This window comes from Plantibacter sp. VKM Ac-2885 (genome assembly GCF_015351205.1).
In the GTDB taxonomy this organism is placed as follows: Bacteria; Actinomycetota; Actinomycetes; order Actinomycetales; family Microbacteriaceae; genus Plantibacter; species Plantibacter auratus.
This window is the reverse complement of record NZ_JADKSK010000001.1, coordinates 345,598-366,608: the sequence shown is the minus strand read 5'-3', so window position 1 is coordinate 366,608 and position 21,011 is coordinate 345,598. Positions and strand designations below refer to the sequence as shown.

The following is a 21,011-nucleotide window of genomic DNA, read 5'->3' as shown; positions in this document are numbered from 1 at the left end:
GATCCGCCTCACCTCACCAGGTGCCGTCGAGGAGGTCGCGGGTCACGACCAGGTTGAGCACCCGCCAGAGGCCGGAGTGGCCCGGGGTCTGGCCCGGCCTGTTCGGCCAACCCTCGAGGCGTGCGACACGGACGAAGCCGACCTCGTGCCACACCGGGTCCGTCTTGCGGAAGCGGTGCGGCTGCCAGACGACCGGGCGCTCCGGCAGGTTGCCCGAGGCCGGCTCGCGCTTCGCTCGCAGTGTCGCCAGGATCTCCGGCCCGGGGATCTGCTCGCCCACCCAGTCGAGCACGTCGAGCTCGGGCGAGTCGCCGTATCGGGACCGATGGATGCCGGCGACCCGGAACAGGGCGGTCAGTCCGTTGGGAGCCGTGAACGCGAGGACGTCGCCCGGCGACAGGTCGTCCTCCACGTGGCGCCACGATCGACGGAGGCTCTTCGGTGCAGGCTGCGGGCCGAGGAGCTTCTCGCGGAGACGGTCGAGGGCCGCGGTCCGCCTGGCGACCTCCCCCGGGCCTGCTTCGGCCCACAGCTCGAGGTCGGCACCGCGATCGATCGCCGCGAGCGCCCGCGTCCGCACGTCGGGATCGAGTCGGCCGACCTCGCTCTGCGCGGCCGCGAGCGGGATCCACAGCTCGCCGTCCTCGCGCTCCACCAGGTGGGCGAAGGACGCGATGGTCCGTCGCGTCGCCTCGTCGTCCGGCACCCGGTCCTGCACGTACTCGCGGTACTCGGTGCAGATGTCCGACGCCGTGTCGTTCGAGAAGATCGCCGTTCCCCATGCACCCATCCCGGCATCCTGCCAGACCCCTCGCGTCAGCGGCCAGGTGAGGCCCATACGATGGATCCAGCCCGACTCCGAGACGAAGGACGCTGCATGCCATCCCGCCCCACCAAGCTGATCCCGCCGACCTTCTCCCGCACCCCCTCACTCGACGCCGAGGCGGTCGAGCTGAGCATCGCGATCGAACTCCCCGAGGGCGTCGAAGCGATCGGCCTGGCCGTCGCCCCCGCAGCCGACGGCGCCGCCGACGACATCCCCGCCGCGCTCGGACTCGACCGCGCGGCACTGACCCGCGCCGGCTTCACCGGCGAGATCGGCCAGACGCTCATCATCCCCAGCCAGGACGCCCCGACGTACATCGCGGTCGGCGTCGGTGCGCCTGAGAAGCGCACCCCGGCAGCCTTCCGCGACATCGCTGCGGCCTTCGCCCGGGCGGCATCCTCCTTCGCGAGCATCGGCCTCGACGTGGCGCGATCGTTCGACCTCGACCCGGCCTCGGCCGGCCAGCTCGTCGTCGAGGGCGCGCTCCTCGCCCGGTACCGCTACACCGAGTTGAAGCGGGAGACGAAGCGCACCCCGCTCGTCGCGCTCCACCTCGTCGCCGGTGCCGAAGACCTCCCGGAGACCGCGACCGGCGCACACCGTGGCGAGGTCCTCGCCCGTTCGGCGAACCTCGCGCGCGACCTCGCGAACACACCTCCCGGACACCTCACGGCGACCGACCTCGCCGAGGTGGCCGAGACGCTCGGTGCCGCCAACGGGCTCGACGTCGAGGTCTTCGACAAGGACGCGCTCATCGAGCTCGGTCTCGGCGGCCTGCTCGGGGTCAACGCCGGCAGCGTCGAGGCACCGCGCATGATCAAGCTCCGGTACACGCCGAAGGACGACGACGGCTCGCCGATCGAGGCCGCAGGACACCTCGCGCTCGTCGGCAAGGGAATCATGTACGACTCGGGCGGCATCTCGCTCAAGCCGTCCGACCCGTCCCACGCGGCGATGAAGATGGACATGGCGGGCGCCGGAGCGATCCTGTCCGCCATGACAGCGCTGGAGGAGTTGCACTGCACGAGCAGCGTCACGGCGTTCCTCATGTGCACGGACAACATGCCCTCGGGCTCGGCCACGATGCTCGGCGACGTGCTGACGTTCCGCAACGGCACCACCGTGGAGATCAAGAACACCGACGCCGAGGGTCGCCTCGTCCTCGCCGACGGCCTGAGCCTCGCCGTCGAGGAGGAGCCCGACGCGATCGTCGACATCGCGACCCTGACCGGTGCCGCGATCATGGCGCTCGGTACGAAGACGGCGGCGGTGCACGGGACCGACCAGGGCATCGTCGACCAGACGCTCGCGTCGTCGAAGGCCACCGACGAGCAGCTGTGGCAGTTGCCGCTCGAACGCAGCTACCGCAAGCAGCTCGACTCGGACGTCGCGGACCTCGCCAACATCGGCGGGCGGTTCGCCGGTTCGACGCTCGCCGCCCTGTTCCTCGCGGAGTTCGTCGGCGATATCCCGTGGGCGCACCTCGACATCGCGGGCACCATGCTCGTGGAGTCGGACGAGTCGTGGCGGTCGAAGGGTGCGACCGGGTACGGCACGCGCCTCCTCATCGACCTGGCGCTCAACTTCCGCGCCTGACCTGCGGTCGGCCGGCCCCTGAGCCTGTCGAAGGGTGAGGACCGAACCACCGGACCCGCCAGCACTTCGACAGGCTCAGTGACCGAATCTCCCCACCCGTAACCCCGCCCCGGGCTTGTGGCAGGCGCCGGGCCCTGAGCCTGTCGAAGGGCGGTCCGTGAGCGTATCGACGGCCGCGCGGTGACGGGCTCCCGTTGCCGTTTCGGCAAGAACCGTCCGCTCGTCGTCGAGATCGCGGCAGGCTGATGCCATGACCTCCGAGCACGAGCCCGCCATCACCGATCCCGCCGCCTTCTGGGAGCACCGCTACAGCAGCCGCGGCCAGGTGTGGAGCGGCAATCCGAACGCCGCCCTCGAGCGTGAGGTGCGCGGGTTGCCACCGGGCACCGCGCTCGAGCTCGGCAGCGGGGAGGGCGCCGACGCCGTGTGGCTCGCCCGGCAGGGCTGGTCCGTGACCGCCGTCGACATCTCCCCGAGCGCACTCGCCCTCGGAGCCTCCACAGCGAGCGAGGCAGGGGTCGCCGATCGCATCACCTGGGTGCAGGCCGACCTCGTCGAGTGGGAGCCGTCGGCGTCGTTCGATCTCGTGACCGCGACCTTCCTGCACTCCCCCGTCGAGTTCCCGCGCGAGGCGGTGCTGCGCCGTGCCGCATCGGCCGTCGCTCCCGGCGGCACGCTCCTCATCGTCGGCCACGCAGGCCCGCCACCCTGGGCGACCGAGCACATCGCGCACGCACACTTCCCGACGCCCGACGAGGTCCACGCCTCGCTGGAGCTGGAGGAGACCGAGTGGGAGGTCGTCACCGCAGGCCTCGTCGCGCGCGCCGCGATCGGGCCCGACGGCGAGCCCGCCGAGCTCGACGACAGCGTCCTCGTCCTCCGTCGCCGTCCCTAACTCAGGAGCGTCTCAGCGTGTCGCGCCGCCCGGCCGGCGTGTCACACCCGACACGCCGCAGCAGTCCTGAGTGAGGGACAACGCAACACCCGGGCGGTACGCGGAGTCACCCGTCCCCGCGTAGGCCCGGCCGGTTCACAACTCAGGACGGCCCGGCGGGTCACATCGGCCGCCCGGCGTGTCCGGCGGGACGCGCCGCACCGGTCCTGAGTTGCGAACCCCTGCCGTCCCCAACTCAGGAGTCGTCCGGTGTGTCGCAAGCACTCCAGCCCGACGCACCGCAGGACTCCTGAGAACGGTCAGGACACACCGCGGTTGTCCTGCGCTGTGGACACCGCACCGCCTTCCTGCCCGAACTCAGGAGTCGTCCGGTGTGTCGCAAGCACTCCAGCCCGGCGCACCGCAGGACTCCTGAGAACGGAACGGGAGGGACCACGACAGAACGCCCGCCGCACTCCTGGAGTGCGGCGGGCGTTCGGCGTTACGTGGTGCGACTAGTCGGTGCCGGAGTCGAACGCGGCGCCCTCGGAAGCGAGGTCGGTCGCGCGCTCGAGGGCGTCGGCGGTCGGGTCGAGGAGTTCGCCACCGAGGATCTCCTGCGCCTCACCCTGCTCGAGCTTGCCGACGAGGTCGGCGGTCGCGCCGCCGACGATGCCGGCCGCTGCGTACTGCTCGAGCCGCGAGCGCGAGTCCGCGATGTCGAGGTTGCGCATGGTGAGCTGGCCGATGCGGTCGTCGGGACCGAACGCTGCGTCACCGACGCGCTCCATCGAGAGCTTGTCGGGGTGGTAGCTGAGGCCCGGGCCCGAGGTGTCGAGGATCGTGTAGTCGTCGCCGCGGCGCAGACGGATGGAGACCTCGCCGGAGACGGCGGAGCCGACCCAGCGCTGGATGGACTCGCGCAGCATGAGCGACTGCGGGTCGAGCCAGCGGCCCTCGTACATGAGGCGGCCGAGTCGGCGACCCTCGTTGTGGTAGTTGGCGACCGTGTCCTCGTTGTGGATCGCGTTGAGCAGACGCTCGTACGCGATGTGGAGGAGCGCCATGCCGGGGGCCTCGTAGATGCCGCGGCTCTTCGCCTCGATGATGCGGTTCTCGATCTGGTCGCTCATGCCGAGACCGTGACGACCGCCGATGGCGTTGGCCTCGAGGACCAGCGCGACCGCGTCGGCGTACTCGACGCCGTTGAGCGCGACCGGGCGACCGGCCTCGAAGGTGACGGTGACGACCTCGGAGGCGATCGCGACGTCTTCACGCCAGAACGGCACGCCCATGATCGGCTCGACGAGTTCCATGCCGGAGCTGAGCTCCTCGAGGCGCTTGGCCTCGTGGGTGGCGCCCCAGATGTTGGCGTCGGTGCTGTACGCCTTCTCGGTGGAGTCGCGGTACGGGAAGTCGCGGGCGACGAGCCACTCGCTCATCTCCTTACGGCCACCGAGCTCGTTGACGAAGTCGACGTCGAGCCACGGCTTGTAGATGCGCAGGCGCGGGTTGGCGAGCAGACCGTAGCGGTAGAACCGCTCGATGTCGTTGCCCTTGTAGGTGGAACCGTCGCCCCAGATGTCGACGCCGTCCTCCTTCATCGCGCGGACGAGCATTGTGCCCGTCACGGCGCGGCCGAGCGGCGTCGTGTTGAAGTAGGTCTTACCGGCGTTGCGGATGTGGAACGCACCGCACTGGAGGGCGACGAGGCCCTCCTCGACGAGCGCCGACTTCGCGTCGACGAGGCGCGCGATCTCGGCGCCGTACTCCTTGGCGCGGTCGGGGACGGCGCCGATGTTCGGTTCGTCTGCCTGGCCGATGTCGGCGGTGTAGGTGCACGGGATGGCACCCTTCTCGCGCATCCAGGCGACGGCGACGGAGGTGTCGAGACCTCCGGAGAAGGCGATGCCGACGCGCTCGCCGACGGGGAGGCTGCTCAAGACTTTAGACACGCCTGCGATTCTACGGGTTCGCGCGCCACGGTGTTCATTCGCCCATTCTTGGGCGACGGAAGGCCCATTCGCCCAAGAATGGGCGAATGAACCGGAGCGGAGCACGTCGCCGCCGGTACCGCCTCGCCCGGGCCGGGGGACGGCGGGGCTGTGGCGATATCGACGGCGACGCTGCTGTGAACCGGACGGATCGGACCAGGTCCACTCAGGCGCTGTTCGGGTCTCGCGCCATGAGCTTCTCGAGTGCATCGGGATGACGATTCGTCGACTCCAGAGTGATTCTCGCAGCGTCCACCGACCTTCCGCATGTCCCACTACTGGGGTCATCGGCAGGGGGCGACAGGCGGAGCCGACCCTTCGACAAGCGGTTCCTGCCCTTCGACAAGCCCTGCCCTTCGACAAGCTCAGGGACCGGGTGGTGAGGGGACAGGGACCGGCAGGTCGGCTACCAGATGGTGACGCGCTCCTCGGGGGCGAGCCATGCTGCGTCGGACTCGGTGACGCCGAACGCCTCGTAGAAGGCGTCGATGTTCCGGACGATCTGGTTGCATCGGAACTCGTTCGGCGAGTGCGGGTCGATCGACAGCAGACGGATGACCTCCGCGTCGCGTCCCTTCTGCTGCCAGGCCTGCGCCCAGGAGAGGAAGAACCGCTCCGCACCGGTGAGGCCGTCGATGACCGGCGGCTCCGCGCCCTCGAGCGACAGCAGGTACGCCTTCCAGGCGATGCCGAGCCCGCCGAGGTCGCCGATGTTCTCGCCGATCGTCAGGGCGCCGTTCACGTGGTGGTCGGGCACCTGGGCGGGAGCCAGCGCGTTGTACTGCTCGATGAGCGACGCGGTGCGCTCCTCGAACGCCGCGCGGTCGGCCTCGGTCCACCAGTCGGTGAGTCGGCCGTCGCCGTCGAACTTCGATCCCTGGTCGTCGAAGCCGTGCCCGATCTCGTGACCGATGACCGCGCCGATCGCCCCGTAGTTCGCGGCGGCGTCGCGACCGGCGTCGAAGAACGGGTACTGGAGGATGGCGGCGGGGAACACGATCTCGTTGAAGCCGGGGTTGTAGTAGGCGTTGATCGTCTGCGGCGTCATGAACCACTCGTCGCGATCGAGCGGCTTGCCGATCTTGCCCAGTTCTCGGTCCATCTCGAACCGGCTGGCACGACGGACGTTGCCGAGCAGGTCGTCGGCCTCGAGCTCCAGCGCCGAGTAGTCGCGCCACTTCACGGGGAAACCGATCTTCGGCGTGAACTTGTCGAGCTTCTCCAGCGCGCGCGTGCGGGTCTCGGGGCTCATCCACTCGAGGTTCTCGATGCTGTCGCGGTACGCCTCGACGAGGAAGCCGACGAGGACGTCCATCTCGTCCTTCGACGTGGCGCCGAAGTGCCGGTCGACGTAGATGCGGCCGACGGCCTCGCCGAGCATGCCCTCGACGAGCGAGACGCCGCGCTTCCAGCGCTCGCGCTGCTGCGGCGTGCCGGTGAGGGTCTTGCCGTAGAAGTCGAAGTTGGCGCGACCGAACTCCTCGGAGAGGTACGGAGCGGCACCGTGGACGACTTTCCAGGCCAGCCAGTCCTTCCAGGACTCGAGCTGCTCGGCGACGAGGAGCTCACCGAGGCCCTCGAGGAAGCTCGGCTCGCGGACGACGATCTCGGCGAACACGTCGTCGGCGGCGCCGATCGCGTCGCGCCAGACGGCGAGGTTCGGGCCGTCGAGGTCGGCGCCTGCGGCGAGCGCCGCCGCTTCGTCCCACGAGTACAGGTTGTACGTCTTCTCGCTGTCGCGGGTGGCGACGTTGTCCCAGTGCTTGGACGCGATCGCCGTCTCGAGGGCGAATACGCGGTCGGCGCGTGCGGCAGCGTCGTCGATGCCGGCGAGCTCGAACATCGTCTGGAGGTGTGCGCGGTAGGCGTCGCGGATCTCGGCGAAGGTGTCTTCACGGAAGTAGGACTCGTCGGGCAGCGTGATACCGCCCTGTTCGGCGAAGACGAGGTAGCGCTCGGGGTTGCCCGGGTCGTTGTCGACGAAGAGCTGCAGGAAGCCGCCGACCCCCTCGGCCTCGAACTCGCCGGACAGGCGGAGGAAGGACTCGATGGAGTCGACCGCTGCGACGCGGGCGAGCTGGTCGGCGAGCGGGGTCGCTCCGAGGGCGTTGGCCCGGTCGACGTCCATGAAGCTGGCGTACAGGGCGCCGATCTTCACGCCCTCCTCGCCGTCGGGGTTCGTCTGCGACTCCTCGATGATGTCGCGGACGGCGTTCTCGGCGTCTTCCGCCAGCTGGTGGAACGATCCCCAGCGGGCCTTGTCGTCGGGGATCTCGGTGCGGTCCATCCACTTGCCGTTCACGTGGCGGAAGAGGTCGTCCTGCGGCCGCACGGCCGGGTCGAGTTCGGAGCGGTCGATGCCGGAGGCGAGCTGCGCGTCAGTCATGCGGATCAGCCTAGCGACGGCACCTGACCACGGCTCGGGTGTTCTCTCAGAGCGGGCGTGCCGCTCTGGACCGAGTCCTGTGGAGGAGCGTCGCGAGCGCTTCGGGGAACGAGGGACTACCGTTGACCCACCCGGCCGGAAGGAGCCCGCGTGGACTGGTTGGCCGACTTCCCGCCCGGCGTCCTGCTCCTCGTCGTCTTCCTGGTCGTCGCGGTCGAAAGCCTCGGCGTGCCGTTGCCGGGAGAGACCGTGCTCATCGGGGCGACCCTCCTCGCCGCGTCGAGCGGCCTGAGCCCGGTGTTCGTCGCCGCCGCGGCCGCCGGTGGTGCGATCCTCGGCGACTCGATCGGGTACTGGATCGGCAAGCGATACGGCCGGCGGCTCCTGTCGGTGCTGAACCGCAGGTTCCCGAAGCACGTGGGGCCGAAGCGGCTGGGCGCCGCGGTGCACCTCATGCGGCGGTGGGGGCCGTGGGCGGTGTTCGTCGGACGGTTCATCGCCGTCCTCCGCATCTTCTCCGGACCGCTCGCGGGCATGTTCCGCATGACGTACCCGCACTTCCTCGTCGCCAACGCGGCGGGTGGCATCGCCTGGGCCTCGCTCGTGGTGACGGTCGTCACCGTGCTGGGGAGTGCCGCGACGGAGTTCCTGCACCGCTTCTCCTGGGCGGCGCTCGCGTTGGCCGGTGCCGCGGCCGTCGTGATCGCGGTGGTCGTCGTGTTCCGGATCCGTCGTCGGGCTGCCCAGCCGGCCGCTGACCGCGCGCCGGTGTCGATGACCGAGGCTGAGCTCGACGAACTGTTGTCGCCATCCGGGTCGGTCCCGGCCACGACCGACGCCGACGCCCGAATGGACACGCCGACCACCCGGACCGCCAGCTCGGCCCCCGTCCGCACCGATCTGCGCGCCGCGATCTCCGTCGTCCTGACGCCGCTGCGCTGGGCCCTGCGGACGACCCCCGCGACCACCGCCTTGGTCACCGTCTTCGTCGCACTCGGCGTCGTGACCGGCGGCCTGTGGCGCCCGATCGACCAGGCCGCCTGGTACCCGGCGTTCGCCTACGGGGTGCCGAGCCTCGAAGCCGGGCGCTGGTGGACGGTCCTGACGGGCATGTTCATCACCGCCGACCCGCTCGCCTACCTCGTCGCGATCGTCGGCGCGGCCGTGTTCGGCGGGTGGGTCGAGGTCCGATTCGGCACGCTGCGGGCGTCGGCGATCTTCGTGACCGGCCATCTCGTCGGTATCCTCGGGGCCCTCGGTGCGGCCTTGGCGCTGGCTCGGCTCGACTGGCCGTGGGCGCAGTCCCTCGTGACGACGCTCGCCGTCGGTCCGAGCTGCGGCATCCTCGCCTGCGTCGCGACCGCGACCGCGTTCATGCGTTCCCCCTACCGGCTGCGCTGGCGGCTGCTGCTCCTGTCGTGGGTGTCGATCGCGCTCCTCTACGTCGGGAAGATCGACGACCTCGAGCACTTCATCACGACCGTCGTCTTCGTGATCGCGGCCCGCATCCTCCTCGGCGAGCACCGGTCGACCCCACGACCGACCATGCGCGACTGGCGACTCTTCGCCGTTTCCGGGCTGCTCGTGATCGGTGCGGTGCAGCTGCTCGTCACCCTCGTGCCGCTCGACGGGCCGCTCGGTTCGACCACTCTGACGCAGGGCTCCATCCTGGATGTCGGGGTCGACACCGTCGCGATCCTGGTGATCGCGAACTGGCTCCGTCGTGGTCATCGCTGGGCCTGGTGGGCGGCGATGGTGCTCACCGTCGGCAACCTGCTGGTCACGCTCGCCCTGATCGCCCTCGCCTGGCTGGCCCAGGTGCCGCTCGTGGCGTCGACCATCTGGATCTCCGCGAGCGTCCTGTGGGTGGGACAGGCGGTGGTCCTCGTACTGTCGCGCCACGCGTTCCGGGTCGCGGCGAACCAGACCAGGCGACGCCTGCCCGGGGCGATCGGTCCCGGTGCGCGGCGAGCACGCGCCAGGGCGGCGCAGCTGCTGCGCGAACACGGCGGCGGACCGCTGGCGGCCTCGGCGCTCCGCCCCGAAAACCGGGTGTTCGTCACGGCCGACGGTGGACACGCGGTCGCCTACCAGCAACATGCCGGCGTCGCACTGGCCCTCGGCGAGCCGATCGGCGACCCCGGCGGTGCAGTCGCCGCGGTGTCGGCGTTCGCGACGGCGGCCGAGCAGGAGGGGCTCACACCGGCGGTCTTCGCCACCCGCGACGCGCGCATCATGCCCGAGGGGTGGCGGGTGTCGCCGCTCGGTCGAGACCTCGTGCTCGACCTCAGCGAGGCGGATGTGTCAGAACCCGCTGGTCCCGAGGGTGCAGCGGGAGCCGCCGGCGCGGATCCGACGACCTCGATCCTGCTGCCCGCTCACGACCTGCCGTGGGAGCTCCGCAGCCAGATCCGCGCGCTGTCGTCGGTGTGGGTGTCCGACCGGCACGTGCCCGAGCTCGGTCTCACGGTGGGTTCGAGCATCGACGCCCCCGATGGCGACGACCGGGAGCCGACCGCCGCGGTCCGGGTCTCCGTCGTGACCGACGCCGCAGGCGCCGTGCTCGCGGCGGTCTCCTGGTTGCCGATCCCCGGGGCCGGCGGCATCGTGCACGGGTGGGCGCTCGACGCAGTCCGGCGCGCGCTGTCGAAGGACGACGCCGGAACGACGGCGGGTGCGGGTACAGCGTCGGGGGAACAGACCAGCCGAGCCGTCGAGCTGGCCCTGACCGACGCCTGCCGACGATTCTCGTCCGAAGGTGCGTCCTTGGTCTCGTTCGCTGCTTCCGGGCTGGCACAGGACGGCACCGAGCCCGACGGCGTCGCCGTGCGCACGATGGCCGGCATCGCCCACCGGGTCGACCCGCTCATCGGCTTCGCGGAGATCGCCGACGTCGCCGAGCGCCTGGGCGCCACCGCCGTGCCGCTGTTCCTCGCCTGCCGCGAGGACGCCGACCAACCACGGGTCGCCTACGCCGCCGCGGCCGGCTTCCTCACGGGCATCCGTCTCCGCGACCTCCCCGGCTTGAGCGGGTCGCTGCTCGCGCGGTAGGCCGTCGACTCGTCCCGTCTCGGACGGCGACGCGGCGTGTCACCACCCGCGGCTAGGCTCGGCGGGTGACCACGGGACAGGACAGGCGACGGCTGCGGCCTGTCGACCGCGACATCCTCCGGCTCGCGGTCCCGGCGCTCGGGGCGCTGATGGCGGAGCCGCTGTTCCTGCTCGCCGACTCCGCGATGATCGGCCACCTCGGCGTCGTGCCGCTCGCCGGCCTCGGGGTCGCGAGCGCGGTCCTGCAGACGGTCATCGGTCTCATGGTGTTCCTCGCCTACGCGACGACGCCCGCGGTCGCCCGGCGCCTCGGACACGGCGACGAACGCGGCGCGGTGTCGCTCGGGGTGGACGGGCTCTGGTTGTCGCTCGGGCTCGGTGTCGTGATCGGTGCGGCCGGATGGTTCCTCTCCCCCACGCTCGTCGGGCTGTTCGGCGCGACGGACGCCGTCGCCCAGCAGGCCGACACCTACCTCGGCATCTCGATGCTCGGCATCCCCGCCATGCTGCTCGTCTTCGGTGCGACCGGGCTCCTCCGCGGCCTGCAGGACACCACCACGCCCCTCGTGGTCGCCGGCGCCGGGTTCGCCGCGAACATCGGCCTCAACTTCCTCTTCATCTACGGCCTCGGACTCGGCATCGCGGGATCCGCCATCGGCACCGTCATCGCGCAGTGGGGCATGGTCGTCGCCTATCTCGTCGTCGTCCTGCGCCACGTGCGTCGGACGGGAGCGAGTCTCCGCCCGCACCGCGCCGGCCTCGGTGGCGCGGCCCGTTCCGGCGGATGGTTGTTCCTCCGCACCGTCAGCCTCCGCGCCGCGATGCTCATCGCCGTGTTCGTCGCGACCGACCTCGGCACCGACGAACTCGCCGGGTTCCAGCTCGTCATGACCCTCTTCGCCACCCTCGCCTTCGCGCTCGACGCCCTCGCGATCGCCGCGCAGGCGCTCGTCGGCAAGGGGCTCGGGGCCGGCGACGTCGCAGGGGTGCGTGCCGTCCTCGTCCGCTGCCTCCAGTGGGGCGTCGGCTCGGGGATCGTGCTCGGCCTGGTCATCGCCCTCGCGAGCCCGGTCATCGGCCTGCTCTTCACGAGCGACCCCGACCTCGCGGCGCTCATCGTGCCCGCGATCATCGTGCTCGCCGTCACCACCCCGCTCGGCGGTGTCGTCTTCGTCCTCGACGGCGTCCTCATCGGCGCCGGCGACGCGAAGTACCTCGCGATCACCGGGCTGCTCAACACGCTCGTCTTCCTGCCGTTCGCGCTCGCGGTCCTCGCCTGGGCATCCGGCGGGCAGACCGGGCTCACCTGGTTGGCGCTCACCTTCTTCGTCGGCTACCTCGGTGCGCGCGCGACCACCCTCGGGCTCCGCGCCCGCACGACGACGTGGATGCGCACCGGGGCCTGACCGACAACTGGGGAGTTGTCCCCATTGAGGCTGCCGCCTCGGTCCACCATCCTGGACCTGAGCATCCGTCAACGCTCACGATTCCAGGGGGAACCACCATGTCACTTCGCTCCGCTCACCACCGTCTCCGCGTTTCCGCGGTGACCGCCGTCGCCGTCATCGGGCTCTTCGGGCTCGCCGCCTGCAGTAGCGGCGACGCACCGGCCGACTCCGAACCCTCGACGAGCGCCACGACCGCGCCCGAGGCCACGGAGGACGCTGCCCAGGAAGAGCCGGCATCGGGCGCGACGAAGTGCACCGAAGAGCAGGTCAACACGCTCAGCGCAGCCAGCGGCGTCGCGGTCCCGGCAGCCGCTGTCGCCGCGGCGAAGGCCACCTTCGCTCCGGCCGCGGTCCTCGGCGACCTGCCGACGGTGTGCATCCTCAGCTACGAAGCGGGTGCCGCCTCGGGCAGCTACGCCGTCCTCTCCGGCGGCGCTGCCTCCCTCACCGCAGCGGCCGCGAACGCGACGGCCGGTGGCGCGAGCGTGACCGAAGCCGCCGGTACGTTCACCGGATCGCTCGACGGGCTGACGATCATCGGCATCCCGTTCACCCAGCTCACCCAGGAGACCGCCGGGTTCGAGAACGTCGAGGACCTCGTCGTCGTCGTCTCCACCGCGGCACTCGGCTAGGCCGCCGCAGCGTCACGCCAGCGCCCATCCGCCCTCGTCGGGCGGGTGGGCGTTCGTGCGCGTCGACCGACCGAGCAGACGCGCCCGTGCGCCAGGCGGCTCGCGCATCAACCGATCGGTGGATACGAGGATCAGCCCCTCCACCGCTACCGGTGCGCGCCGCAGCGGACGAGCATGGACACCATGAGCACACGACCGATCATCGAGGTCCGCGAGCTGCGCAAGAAGTACGGCGATTTCACCGCCGTCGACGGGGTCTCCTTCGACATCCACCCGGGTGAGACCTTCGCCCTGCTCGGCCCGAACGGTGCCGGGAAGAGCACCACGATCGAGATCCTTGAGGGCTACCGGTACCGGACGGGCGGCGAGGCGAGCGTCCTCGGTGTCGACCCGGCGAAGGGCGGTCTCGACTGGAAGGCCCGCCTCGGCATCGTCCTCCAGTCGAGTGCCGAGGCCGCCAACGTCACGGTCCGGGAGCAGCTCACACAGTTCGCCCGGTACTACGCGGACCCGCGGGATGTGGACGAGGTCATCGAGGCGGTCGGGCTCACGAGCAAGGCGGGCACGCGCATCGGCAAGCTCTCGGGCGGCCAGCGTCGTCGGGTGGACGTCGCGCTCGGGGTGGTCGGCCGCCCGGCCCTCCTCTTCCTCGACGAGCCGACGACCGGGTTCGACCCTGAGGCACGTCGGCAGTTCTGGGAGCTCATCCGCTCGCTGAAACGCGACGGCACGACCATCCTCCTCACCACCCACTACCTCGACGAAGCCGCCCAGCTCGCCGACCGCGTCGCCGTCATCGCGGCGGGTCGACTCGTGGAGATCGGCGCGGTCGACGAGATCGGCGGCGCCGAGGCCCGGATCCCCGTGGTGCGCTGGCGCGACGAGCACGGCCTCCACGAGGAACGGACCGAGGCGCCGGCCGCACGGGTCGCCGATCTCACGGCGACACTGGGCGGAGAGCCGCGCGACCTGGAGATCATCCGTCCGAGCCTCGAGGACATCTACCTCGGGCTGGTCCACGCGGCCGACGGCGCTGCGTCGTCAACCACCCCATCAGTAGCACCGTCACCGGCCACGCAGGTCACCACGACAGGAGTCGGCGCATGACCACCATCGACCGCACCACCAACACGCTCGTCCCGGCACTCCCCCGCGGACGCACCCTCCGACTCGGAGCGAGCCGGATCGGCTACGAGACCCGCATCTACTTCCGCTCCGGCGACCAGGTGTTCTTCACCTTCCTCTTCCCCGTCGTGATGCTCGCGATCTTCTCGACCGCGTTCAGCGCGATGGGGAACGTGGGCGAGGCACCCGACGGCACCGGCGGGGTCAGCCAGGCCGCCTTCTACCTCCCCGGCATGATCGCCGCGGGCATCCTCCTCTCGGGCGTCCAGAACCTCGCGACCGACATCGCGACGGAGAAGAGCGACGGCACGCTCAAGCGCCTCGGCGGCAGCCCGCTCCCGGTGATCTCCTACTTCTTCGGGAAGATGGGGCAGGTCCTCGTCACCTCGGTGCTCCAGATCGCACTGCTGCTCCTCGTCGCGCGGTTCCTGTTCGACGTCACCCTGCCGACCGAGCCCGAGCGGTGGCTCACCTTCGCCTGGATCTACCTGCTCGGCATCGCCACGTCGGCGGTGCTCGGCATCGCCCTGTCGGCGCTCCCCCGCACGGGCAAGAGCGCGACGGCCGTCATCATCCCGATCGTGCTCGTGCTGCAGTTCATCTCCGGCGTCTACCTCTCGTTCACGATGCTCCCCGAATGGCTGCAGAGCGTCGCGAGCGTCTTCCCGCTCAAGTGGATCGCGCAGGGCATGCGTTCCGTCTTCCTGCCGGAGGGGTTCGCCTCGCAGGAGCCGTCCGGGGGCTGGGACCTCCCGATGGTCGCGCTCGTCCTCGTCGTCTGGGCGGTCGTCGGCCTCGTCCTCACCCGCCTCACCTTCCGCTGGGTCCGCCGCTCCTAGCCCGCGAACTGTCAGTTCCGGTGGGTGTACGCCGCCGGAACTGGCAGGAAGTGACAGTTCGCGGGCAGGGATGGGAGGGTTGGGACATGGACGGACGACGGTGGTGGGATGTCGCGTTCGGCGCGGGGTGCGTGATCGTGGGCGCGCTCGTGAGCGTCAGCGCGGCCGGGGCACCGGAGCGGGTCGTCGGCGTCTGGATCGTGCTGGCGGCGCTCTGCCTCGTCTACTACACGGCCGGGCGACGCACGCTCGAGCGTCCGCAGGGCGGCCTCTGGTTCGCGATCACCCTCATCGCACTCACCGCCGTGGGTACCGCGTTCTCACCGAACGTCCTGACCCTCCAGTGCCTCGTGTTCCCGCTGCTGTGGGTGTTGACGCCGAAGACGCGGAACGCGATCGTCCTCAACATCGCGAGCGCCGCGACCCTCGCCGTCGGCTTCATCGTCGGACAAGGCGCCACCCCCGACGTGATCCTGCAGGGGCTCGCGATCCAGAGCGTCTCGCTCGTCTTCGCGCTGTCCCTCGGTCTCTGGATCACCCGGATCGCCGAGCTCGGCGACGAGAAGGCACGACTCCTCGTGAGTCTGCAGACCGCTCAGGCCGAATCGGAGCGGGCGAGCCGGGAGGCCGGGGCTGCCGCCGAACGCGAACGCATGGCGCGAGACATCCACGACACCATCGCGCAGAGCCTCACGAGTGTGGTGCTGCTCGCGCAACGCGCCCGTTCCGAGGTCGGCGAGACCGTCGCGGGCACGCCGGACGCCTCCCCGCTGGACGGTCGACCGATCGCCGCCCTCGACAGCATCGACCTCATCGAGAGCACGGCACGCGACGCCCTCCGCGAGGCGAGATCCCTTGTGGCCACGACGGCGGCGATGCCGGCCGCCGACACGACGCTCGGTGACAGCCTCCGCCGCTTGGGCGAGCGGTTCGCCCGCGAGACAGGTGTGGCCGTCGACATCGACGCTCCGTCCGAACGGTTCCAACGGGCGCCCGAGGTCGTGCTGCTCCGGAGTGCGCAGGAGGGTCTCGCGAACATCCGGAAACACGCCGCCGCCGACCGCGTCGAGCTGGCGCTCACCGTCGACGACGGCTGGGCCGAACTGCGGATCTCCGACGACGGGGTCGGGATCGCGGACCCGGACGGCGCACTGCTCGGGACCAGTCCGGGCGCAGGCTTCGGGCTGCACGGCATGCACGACCGGGTGACGCTGCTCGGTGGGACGGTGGAACTCGCGAGTGCCGCCGGAGCGGGGACGACCGTGCGGGTGCGAGTGCCGGTGACGATCGAGGCGGGCCCTTCGACAGGCTCAGGGAGCGCGGACGGTGTCTCGGCCGGCGGCCCTTCGACAAGCTCCGGGACCACGGAGGAGGGACGATGACACGGATCAGGATCGTCGTCGCGGACGACCACCCCATCGTGCGATCGGGCATCGTCGCGCTGCTCGGGCGCGCGGACGACCTCGAGGTCGTCGCCGAGGTGGCGGATGGTGCTGCGGCGGTCGCGGCTGCCGAGGAGCACCGGCCGGACCTCGTGCTCATGGACCTGCGCATGCCGGTCCTCGGCGGTGCGGAGGCGACGGCGCGCATCGTGCAGCGCGTGCCAGGCGTCCGGGTGCTCGTGCTCACGACCTACGAGACCGACGACGACATCCTCGGCGCGATCGAGGCCGGAGCCGGCGGCTACCTGTTGAAGGCGGCGCCCGAGCAGGAGATCCTGGCCGGCATCCGTTCGGTGGTCGCCGGTCAGACGGTGCTCGCGCCGACGATCGCGGCGACACTCGTGGGCCGCATGCAGGGCGGGACACCAACCCGCCCCCAGCTCAGCGCTCGCGAGCTCGAGGTCCTCGCGCTCGTCGCCGCCGGCAACAGCAACCGGGCGATCGCGGCGGCACTCTTCATCTCGGAGTCGACGGTGAAGACGCACCTGCTGCACGTGTTCGAGAAGCTCGAGGTGGCCGACCGGACCCGGGCCGTCACCCGTGCACAGGAGCTGCGGCTGCTCTGAGCCGGCGCACGAGGCGGCGGGTCCGTTCAGTCCCCTCGGGGCACGGGACGCCGCACGTGCGTGCGCAGACCCACCACGTCGAGGACGAACTCGCAGAACATCGCGTTCGCCCAGGAGAACCAGGGGCGGGTGAAGGTGTCGGGGTCGTCCTTGTGGAACGACTCGTGCATGACCCCGGTGCCGGCGTCGGTCCGCAGCAGCGTGTCGAGCAGACGGGCGCGGTCCTGCTCGTCCTGCGAGGTGAGGCCCTCGATGGACAGGGCGATCGGCCAGATGTGGTCGTGGGGTGTGTGCGGGCTCCCGATCCCACGAGCGGCGGACCCGACGAAGTAGCTCGGGTCGTCCTCGCTGAGCAGGAACCGTCTGGTGGCGAGGTACCGGGCGTCGTCGGGCGCGCACCAGCCGAGGAACGGCAGCGAGAGCAGGCTCGGCACGTTGGCGTCGTCCATCAGGAGCGCGTTGCCGAACCCGTCGACCTCGTAGGCGTAGACGTCGCCGTACTGGTCGGTCGTCACGACACCGTGGGCGTCGATCGCGGTCTCGAGCTCGATTCGAAGCGTCCGCGCCTCCGCTGCGAGTACCTCGTCGTCGAGCACCTCGCGAGCGATCGATTCGACCCCGGCGAGCGTCACCGCGGCGAAGAGGTTGCCGGGAACGTTGTAGCCGTACCGCCCTGCGTCGTCGCTCGGCCGGAACCCCGACCATGAGAGCCCGGTCCACGCCGTCTCCGGCCCGAGTCCGTCGCGGACGAGGGTGTCGGAGAGCGGGGCATCGAACCGCTGGAACCGGTACGGCGAGTGCTCCTCGTGGTGCTGCTCGACCCGCCAGACCTCCATCGCCGCGACGACGGCGGAGCGGTACCGCGCATCCAGGTGGTCGCGGCGCCCCGTCGCCAGCCAGATGTCGTGTGCGAGCTGGAGTGGGTAGCAGAGCGAGTCGATCTCGTACTTGCGCTCCCACACCCAGGGCGATGCATCGGTGCGGTCGTCGTGGTGCCCGTGGCCGTTCGGCTCGGCATTGAACGCGTTCGCATAGGGGTCGAGTGCGATCGCGTCCAGCTGCCGACGGTTGACGGCGACGAGCAGCTCGGCCAGCTCGGGGTGGTCGGTCGCGAAATGGAGATAGGGCGCGAGCTGGGCGCTCGAGTCGCGCAACCACATCGCGGGGATGTCGCCGGTGAGCATGAACACGGTGCCGTCCGGCATGGGCGTCATCGTGCTGTGCAGGGTGTCGGCGAAGCAGCGCTCGAACATCTCGGCCACCCGTTCGTCACTGCGCTCCCGCACAGCCGTGGTCACCTCGGTGATGAGTTCGTCGATCCAAGCGGTCACGGGTCTCCTCCGTCTGCGTCGGCGCGGTGATCGGGCGGGTCAGGTCGAGTCAGGTCTGCGCAGGTCGGAACGAGGAGGCGCGCCCCGTGTTCCGCCCCACCGTCAGACGTCGCCGCGTGGTTTCGGAGCGTCCGGCTGTTTCGCCGCGTAGGCGGACTGGCCGGTCGCTCCGGGCTCGCCTGCGGGGATCGGGACGAGGTACGCCGCGGTGCCGTAGGCGGTCAGCTGCGTCCACGCACCGCCGATGTCGGTGGTCTCGAGACGCATCGCGAGGACCGCGTTCGCGCCGCGCTGTTCCGCGTCGGCCACCAGTCGTCGCATGACCTCCTGGCGGGACTCGAACAGCAGCTGGGTCATCCCCGGGACCTCGCCGCCGCCGAGCGCCGAGAAGCCGATCGACATCGAGGAGCCCCAGTCGCGAGCTCGCACGGTGAGCCCGACGACCTCGCCGAGGACGGCGTCGATGCGGTGTCCGGCGACGGTGTCCGTCGTCACGACGATCATGCGGTGGCCGCCGTTGCGGCCAGACGCGACAGCGCGGCGAGCGACAGCGCGGCGATGCCGGTGTCGAGGGTGGGGTGGATGAGCGGCGCGAACTTCGAGGAGTGGTTGCCGGGGAGGTCCTGCTCCATGCGCCCCGAGGCGTAGGCCGCGGCGAAGGCCTGTGGGTCGGCACCCCCGAGGATCCAGTAGACGATGGGAGCGTCGGCGGCCGTCGCAAGCATGCCGACGTCTTCACTCCCCGTGACGAGACCGGGGTCGACGACCCGGTTGGCACCGAAGGCGTCGGCGAACACCGAGGTCACGTCGGCGGTCGCCGCAGGATCGTTCACGAGGACCGGGAAGGCCTCGGTGTGTTCGATCACCGGTTCCCGCTCGGCGCCCGACGCTGCGGCCTCGGCCCGGATGATGCGCTCCATGGAGCCGACGACGCGGTCGCGCACGTGCGGTTCGTAGCTGCGGATGTTGACGCCGATCTGCGCGGTGTCGGGGATGATGTTGTTCTTGGTGCCGGCGTGCATCGTGCCGACGGTGAGCACCGCGGTGTCGGTTCCGGCGACCTCGCGGGACACGATGCTCTGGAGGCGGACGACCGCCGACGCCGCCATCACGATCGGGTCGATCGTCGACTGCGGGCGGGAGCCGTGCCCGCCGCGGCCGTGGAAGGTGACTCGGTAGGCGTCGGTCGCGGCGAAGGACGGACCGGCGTGCGTGCCGACGACACCGGCCGGCAGCGGACCGACGTGCTGGCCGAACACGATGTCGGGCTTCGGGACACGTGCGTAGAGGTCGTCGTCGACCATCGCCTGCGCACCGCCGCCGGCCTCCTCGGCCGGCTGGAACAGGACGACGAGCGTCCCGGACCAGGTGTCGCGCCGTGCAGCGAGCAGTTCGGCGGCACCCAGCAGACAGGTGACGTGGACGTCGTGGCCGCAGGCGTGCATGACCGGGACGTCGTTGCCCTCCGGGTCGACCCCGCGCGCGACGCTCGCGTAGTCGAGGCCCGTCTCCTCCAGGACGGGCAGGCCGTCCATATCGGCCCGCAGCAGGACCGTCGGTCCCTCACCGTTCTCCAGGACACCGACGACACCGGTGCCGCCGATCCCCGTCGCGACCCCGTACCCGAGGCCGGTGATGCGATCCGCGACCAGGGCGGCCGTCCGGTGCTCCGCGAAGGAGAGCTCCGGATTGGCGTGCAGATCCTGGTACACCGGTGCGAGCGACACGGCGAGCGCGGCCGCCTCCTGCTGGACGAGTGCTGCGGTGGCGATGGGCTGGTCGGTCATGGGTCTCCTTCGAGCGTCTCCTCCACCCTACGACCTGGGGCTCGCGATGCACCGGGAGCGCGTCGAACCGGCCGCTCAGCTCCGTTCGCCGGCGCGACGCTTCCGGAGGCCGACCACGACGAACACGACCGCGACCGCCAGGGCGATCGCCGCGACACCGAACGGTCCGATCGCCGCGAGCAGCGCACCGAACCCGGCGCGGCGTCCGGTGCTCCGCCCGGCGACCTCGTCCCAGATCGGGGTGAAGCACAGGATCGCAGCGAGGAGACCGATCCCCGCGCCGACGAACCAGCCGAACGGTGAACTCCCCCACTCCTCCACGGACCACTGGGATGGCGTCTCCTCCTGGCCGGATCGATCCGGTTCGCGCACAGGTTCCCGCCCGGGCTCGTGCACGCCGGTCATCGCTTCCACACCGTCCCGCCCGAGCCACCGTCGGAGGTGCCGACGTAGACGCCGGTCACCTCCAGACCGTCGGTCGACGACAGTGGCACGCAGACGGTGACCGTCTCACCGGCGACCAGGTCGTCGGCGGCGGCGACCGGATCCTCCGGTGTGCCGCTGCACTCGGTGAGCCCGATGAACGAGGCCTCGAGGAGGCTCCCGTCCGACAGCCGTGCGAAGACGTTGTTCCACGGCACGGCGAGCACCTCGGCGGCAGCATCGCCCGTGTAGGCGAACTCGATGGACGCGAAGTAGACGTCGTCGTCACCCTCGATCTGATCGGCCACCTCGGCCGGAGCCTCGTCGACCGAGGCGACCGTGACGGCGAAGTCCTGATCACCGTTCCCCGCGGTCTTCGCCGGCAGGGTGACCGTCGCCGTGTCTCCGACCGAGACGTCACCTCCGGAGCACCCTGCGAGGGTGGCGGCGAGCACGAACAGCCCGCCTCCAGCGGCAAGTCGTCTGAGCCGGTTCGTCGATGGTCGGTGTCGCGTCATGGGGTGTTCGTCCTTCTGCTGGCATGGGCCGACGAGCTGCGTCGTCCGGCCGGATGTCGGTCTGTCTCGGGCTCGCCGCACGGCTCGCTCCGGCATGATCGTGGCGGATCGAGGCGACCGCGGACCAGTCACCCGAACGAGCCCGAACGTCCGGGCGCCGAGGACCGCCGATT

General features: G+C 70.8%; 17 protein-coding genes. 9 read left to right on the top strand and 8 right to left on the bottom strand.

What is annotated here, in order from left to right:
* Positions 1 to 13: 13 nt before the first annotated feature.
* Positions 14 to 790, bottom strand: coding sequence for a hypothetical protein (locus ITJ66_RS01750; RefSeq protein ID WP_194643058.1), 777 nt, complete (start codon positions 788 to 790; stop codon positions 14 to 16).
* 87 nt (positions 791 to 877) lie between these two features.
* Between ITJ66_RS01750 and ITJ66_RS01745 the strand changes: the two genes are divergently transcribed.
* Both ITJ66_RS01745 and ITJ66_RS01740 read left to right on the top strand, forming a co-directional pair.
* Entirely contained in the window at positions 878 to 2,422 is a 1,545-nt protein-coding gene (locus ITJ66_RS01745) for a leucyl aminopeptidase (protein ID WP_194643056.1), read from the top strand.
* Between the two features lie 250 nt (positions 2,423 to 2,672).
* Positions 2,673 to 3,317, top strand: a complete 645-nt coding sequence (locus ITJ66_RS01740) for a cyclopropane-fatty-acyl-phospholipid synthase family protein (protein ID WP_194643054.1) — start codon at positions 2,673 to 2,675, stop codon at positions 3,315 to 3,317.
* A gap of 494 nt (positions 3,318 to 3,811) precedes the next feature.
* Here the strand turns inward: ITJ66_RS01740 and argG are convergent, their stop codons facing one another.
* Together argG and ITJ66_RS01730 are read right to left on the bottom strand one after the other, a co-directional pair.
* Entirely contained in the window at positions 3,812 to 5,251 is a 1,440-nt protein-coding gene (argG, locus tag ITJ66_RS01735) for an argininosuccinate synthase (RefSeq protein WP_079704472.1), read from the bottom strand.
* Positions 5,252 to 5,696: 445 nt separating this feature from the next.
* The gene (locus ITJ66_RS01730) at positions 5,697 to 7,676 is read right to left on the bottom strand and encodes a M13 family metallopeptidase (RefSeq protein ID WP_191940035.1); all 1,980 of its coding nucleotides are present in this window, start codon (positions 7,674 to 7,676) and stop codon (positions 5,697 to 5,699) included.
* 150 nt (positions 7,677 to 7,826) lie between these two features.
* Here ITJ66_RS01730 and ITJ66_RS01725 point away from each other — a divergent pair, with 150 nt between their 5' ends.
* The 7 genes from ITJ66_RS01725 (at position 7,827) to ITJ66_RS01695 (ending at position 16,779) form a co-directional block, all read left to right on the top strand.
* The gene (locus ITJ66_RS01725) at positions 7,827 to 10,727 is read left to right on the top strand and encodes a rhomboid family intramembrane serine protease (RefSeq protein WP_194643052.1); all 2,901 of its coding nucleotides are present in this window, start codon (positions 7,827 to 7,829) and stop codon (positions 10,725 to 10,727) included.
* 65 nt (positions 10,728 to 10,792) lie between these two features.
* Complete coding sequence (locus ITJ66_RS01720) at positions 10,793 to 12,133, top strand: MATE family efflux transporter (RefSeq protein WP_370582538.1); 1,341 nt, start codon at positions 10,793 to 10,795, stop codon at positions 12,131 to 12,133.
* 98 nt (positions 12,134 to 12,231) lie between these two features.
* Positions 12,232 to 12,807 carry a hypothetical protein gene (locus ITJ66_RS01715; protein ID WP_137242804.1) on the top strand — a complete coding sequence of 192 codons (576 nt, stop codon included), beginning with the start codon at positions 12,232 to 12,234 and terminating at the stop codon, positions 12,805 to 12,807.
* Between the two features lie 183 nt (positions 12,808 to 12,990).
* Entirely contained in the window at positions 12,991 to 13,914 is a 924-nt protein-coding gene (locus ITJ66_RS01710) for an ABC transporter ATP-binding protein (RefSeq protein WP_194643050.1), read from the top strand.
* Positions 13,911 to 14,771 (top strand): ABC transporter permease, encoded by an 861-nt coding sequence (locus tag ITJ66_RS01705; protein WP_194643048.1) that lies wholly within the window; start codon positions 13,911 to 13,913, stop codon positions 14,769 to 14,771. Before ITJ66_RS01710 ends, ITJ66_RS01705 begins: the two co-directional genes overlap by 4 nt.
* An 86-nt stretch (positions 14,772 to 14,857) precedes the next feature.
* Complete coding sequence (locus ITJ66_RS01700) at positions 14,858 to 16,153, top strand: sensor histidine kinase (RefSeq protein WP_194643046.1); 1,296 nt, start codon at positions 14,858 to 14,860, stop codon at positions 16,151 to 16,153.
* Complete coding sequence (locus ITJ66_RS01695; RefSeq protein WP_192018948.1) at positions 16,150 to 16,779, top strand: response regulator transcription factor; 630 nt, start codon at positions 16,150 to 16,152, stop codon at positions 16,777 to 16,779. Before ITJ66_RS01700 ends, ITJ66_RS01695 begins: the two co-directional genes overlap by 4 nt.
* A gap of 26 nt (positions 16,780 to 16,805) precedes the next feature.
* Here ITJ66_RS01695 and ITJ66_RS01690 read toward each other — a convergent pair whose 3' ends face one another.
* The 5 genes from ITJ66_RS01690 to ITJ66_RS01670 all read right to left on the bottom strand — a co-directional run bounded on the left by ITJ66_RS01690 (position 16,806) and on the right by ITJ66_RS01670 (position 20,838).
* Positions 16,806 to 18,110 (bottom strand): glycoside hydrolase family 125 protein, encoded by a 1,305-nt coding sequence (locus ITJ66_RS01690; protein ID WP_370582537.1) that lies wholly within the window; start codon positions 18,108 to 18,110, stop codon positions 16,806 to 16,808.
* 102 nt (positions 18,111 to 18,212) lie between these two features.
* Positions 18,213 to 18,614 carry a YbjQ family protein gene (locus ITJ66_RS01685; protein WP_124767949.1) on the bottom strand — a complete coding sequence of 134 codons (402 nt, stop codon included), beginning with the start codon at positions 18,612 to 18,614 and terminating at the stop codon, positions 18,213 to 18,215.
* Complete coding sequence (locus tag ITJ66_RS01680; protein WP_194643044.1) at positions 18,611 to 19,897, bottom strand: amidohydrolase; 1,287 nt, start codon at positions 19,895 to 19,897, stop codon at positions 18,611 to 18,613. Before ITJ66_RS01680 ends, ITJ66_RS01685 begins: the two co-directional genes overlap by 4 nt.
* A 75-nt stretch (positions 19,898 to 19,972) precedes the next feature.
* A complete protein-coding gene (locus tag ITJ66_RS01675) occupies positions 19,973 to 20,302 on the bottom strand; it encodes a hypothetical protein (RefSeq protein WP_192018947.1) in 330 nt (109 codons plus the stop codon).
* Positions 20,299 to 20,838, bottom strand: a complete 540-nt coding sequence (locus ITJ66_RS01670; protein WP_192018946.1) for a hypothetical protein — start codon at positions 20,836 to 20,838, stop codon at positions 20,299 to 20,301. Before ITJ66_RS01670 ends, ITJ66_RS01675 begins: the two co-directional genes overlap by 4 nt.
* Positions 20,839 to 21,011 lie beyond the last annotated feature (173 nt).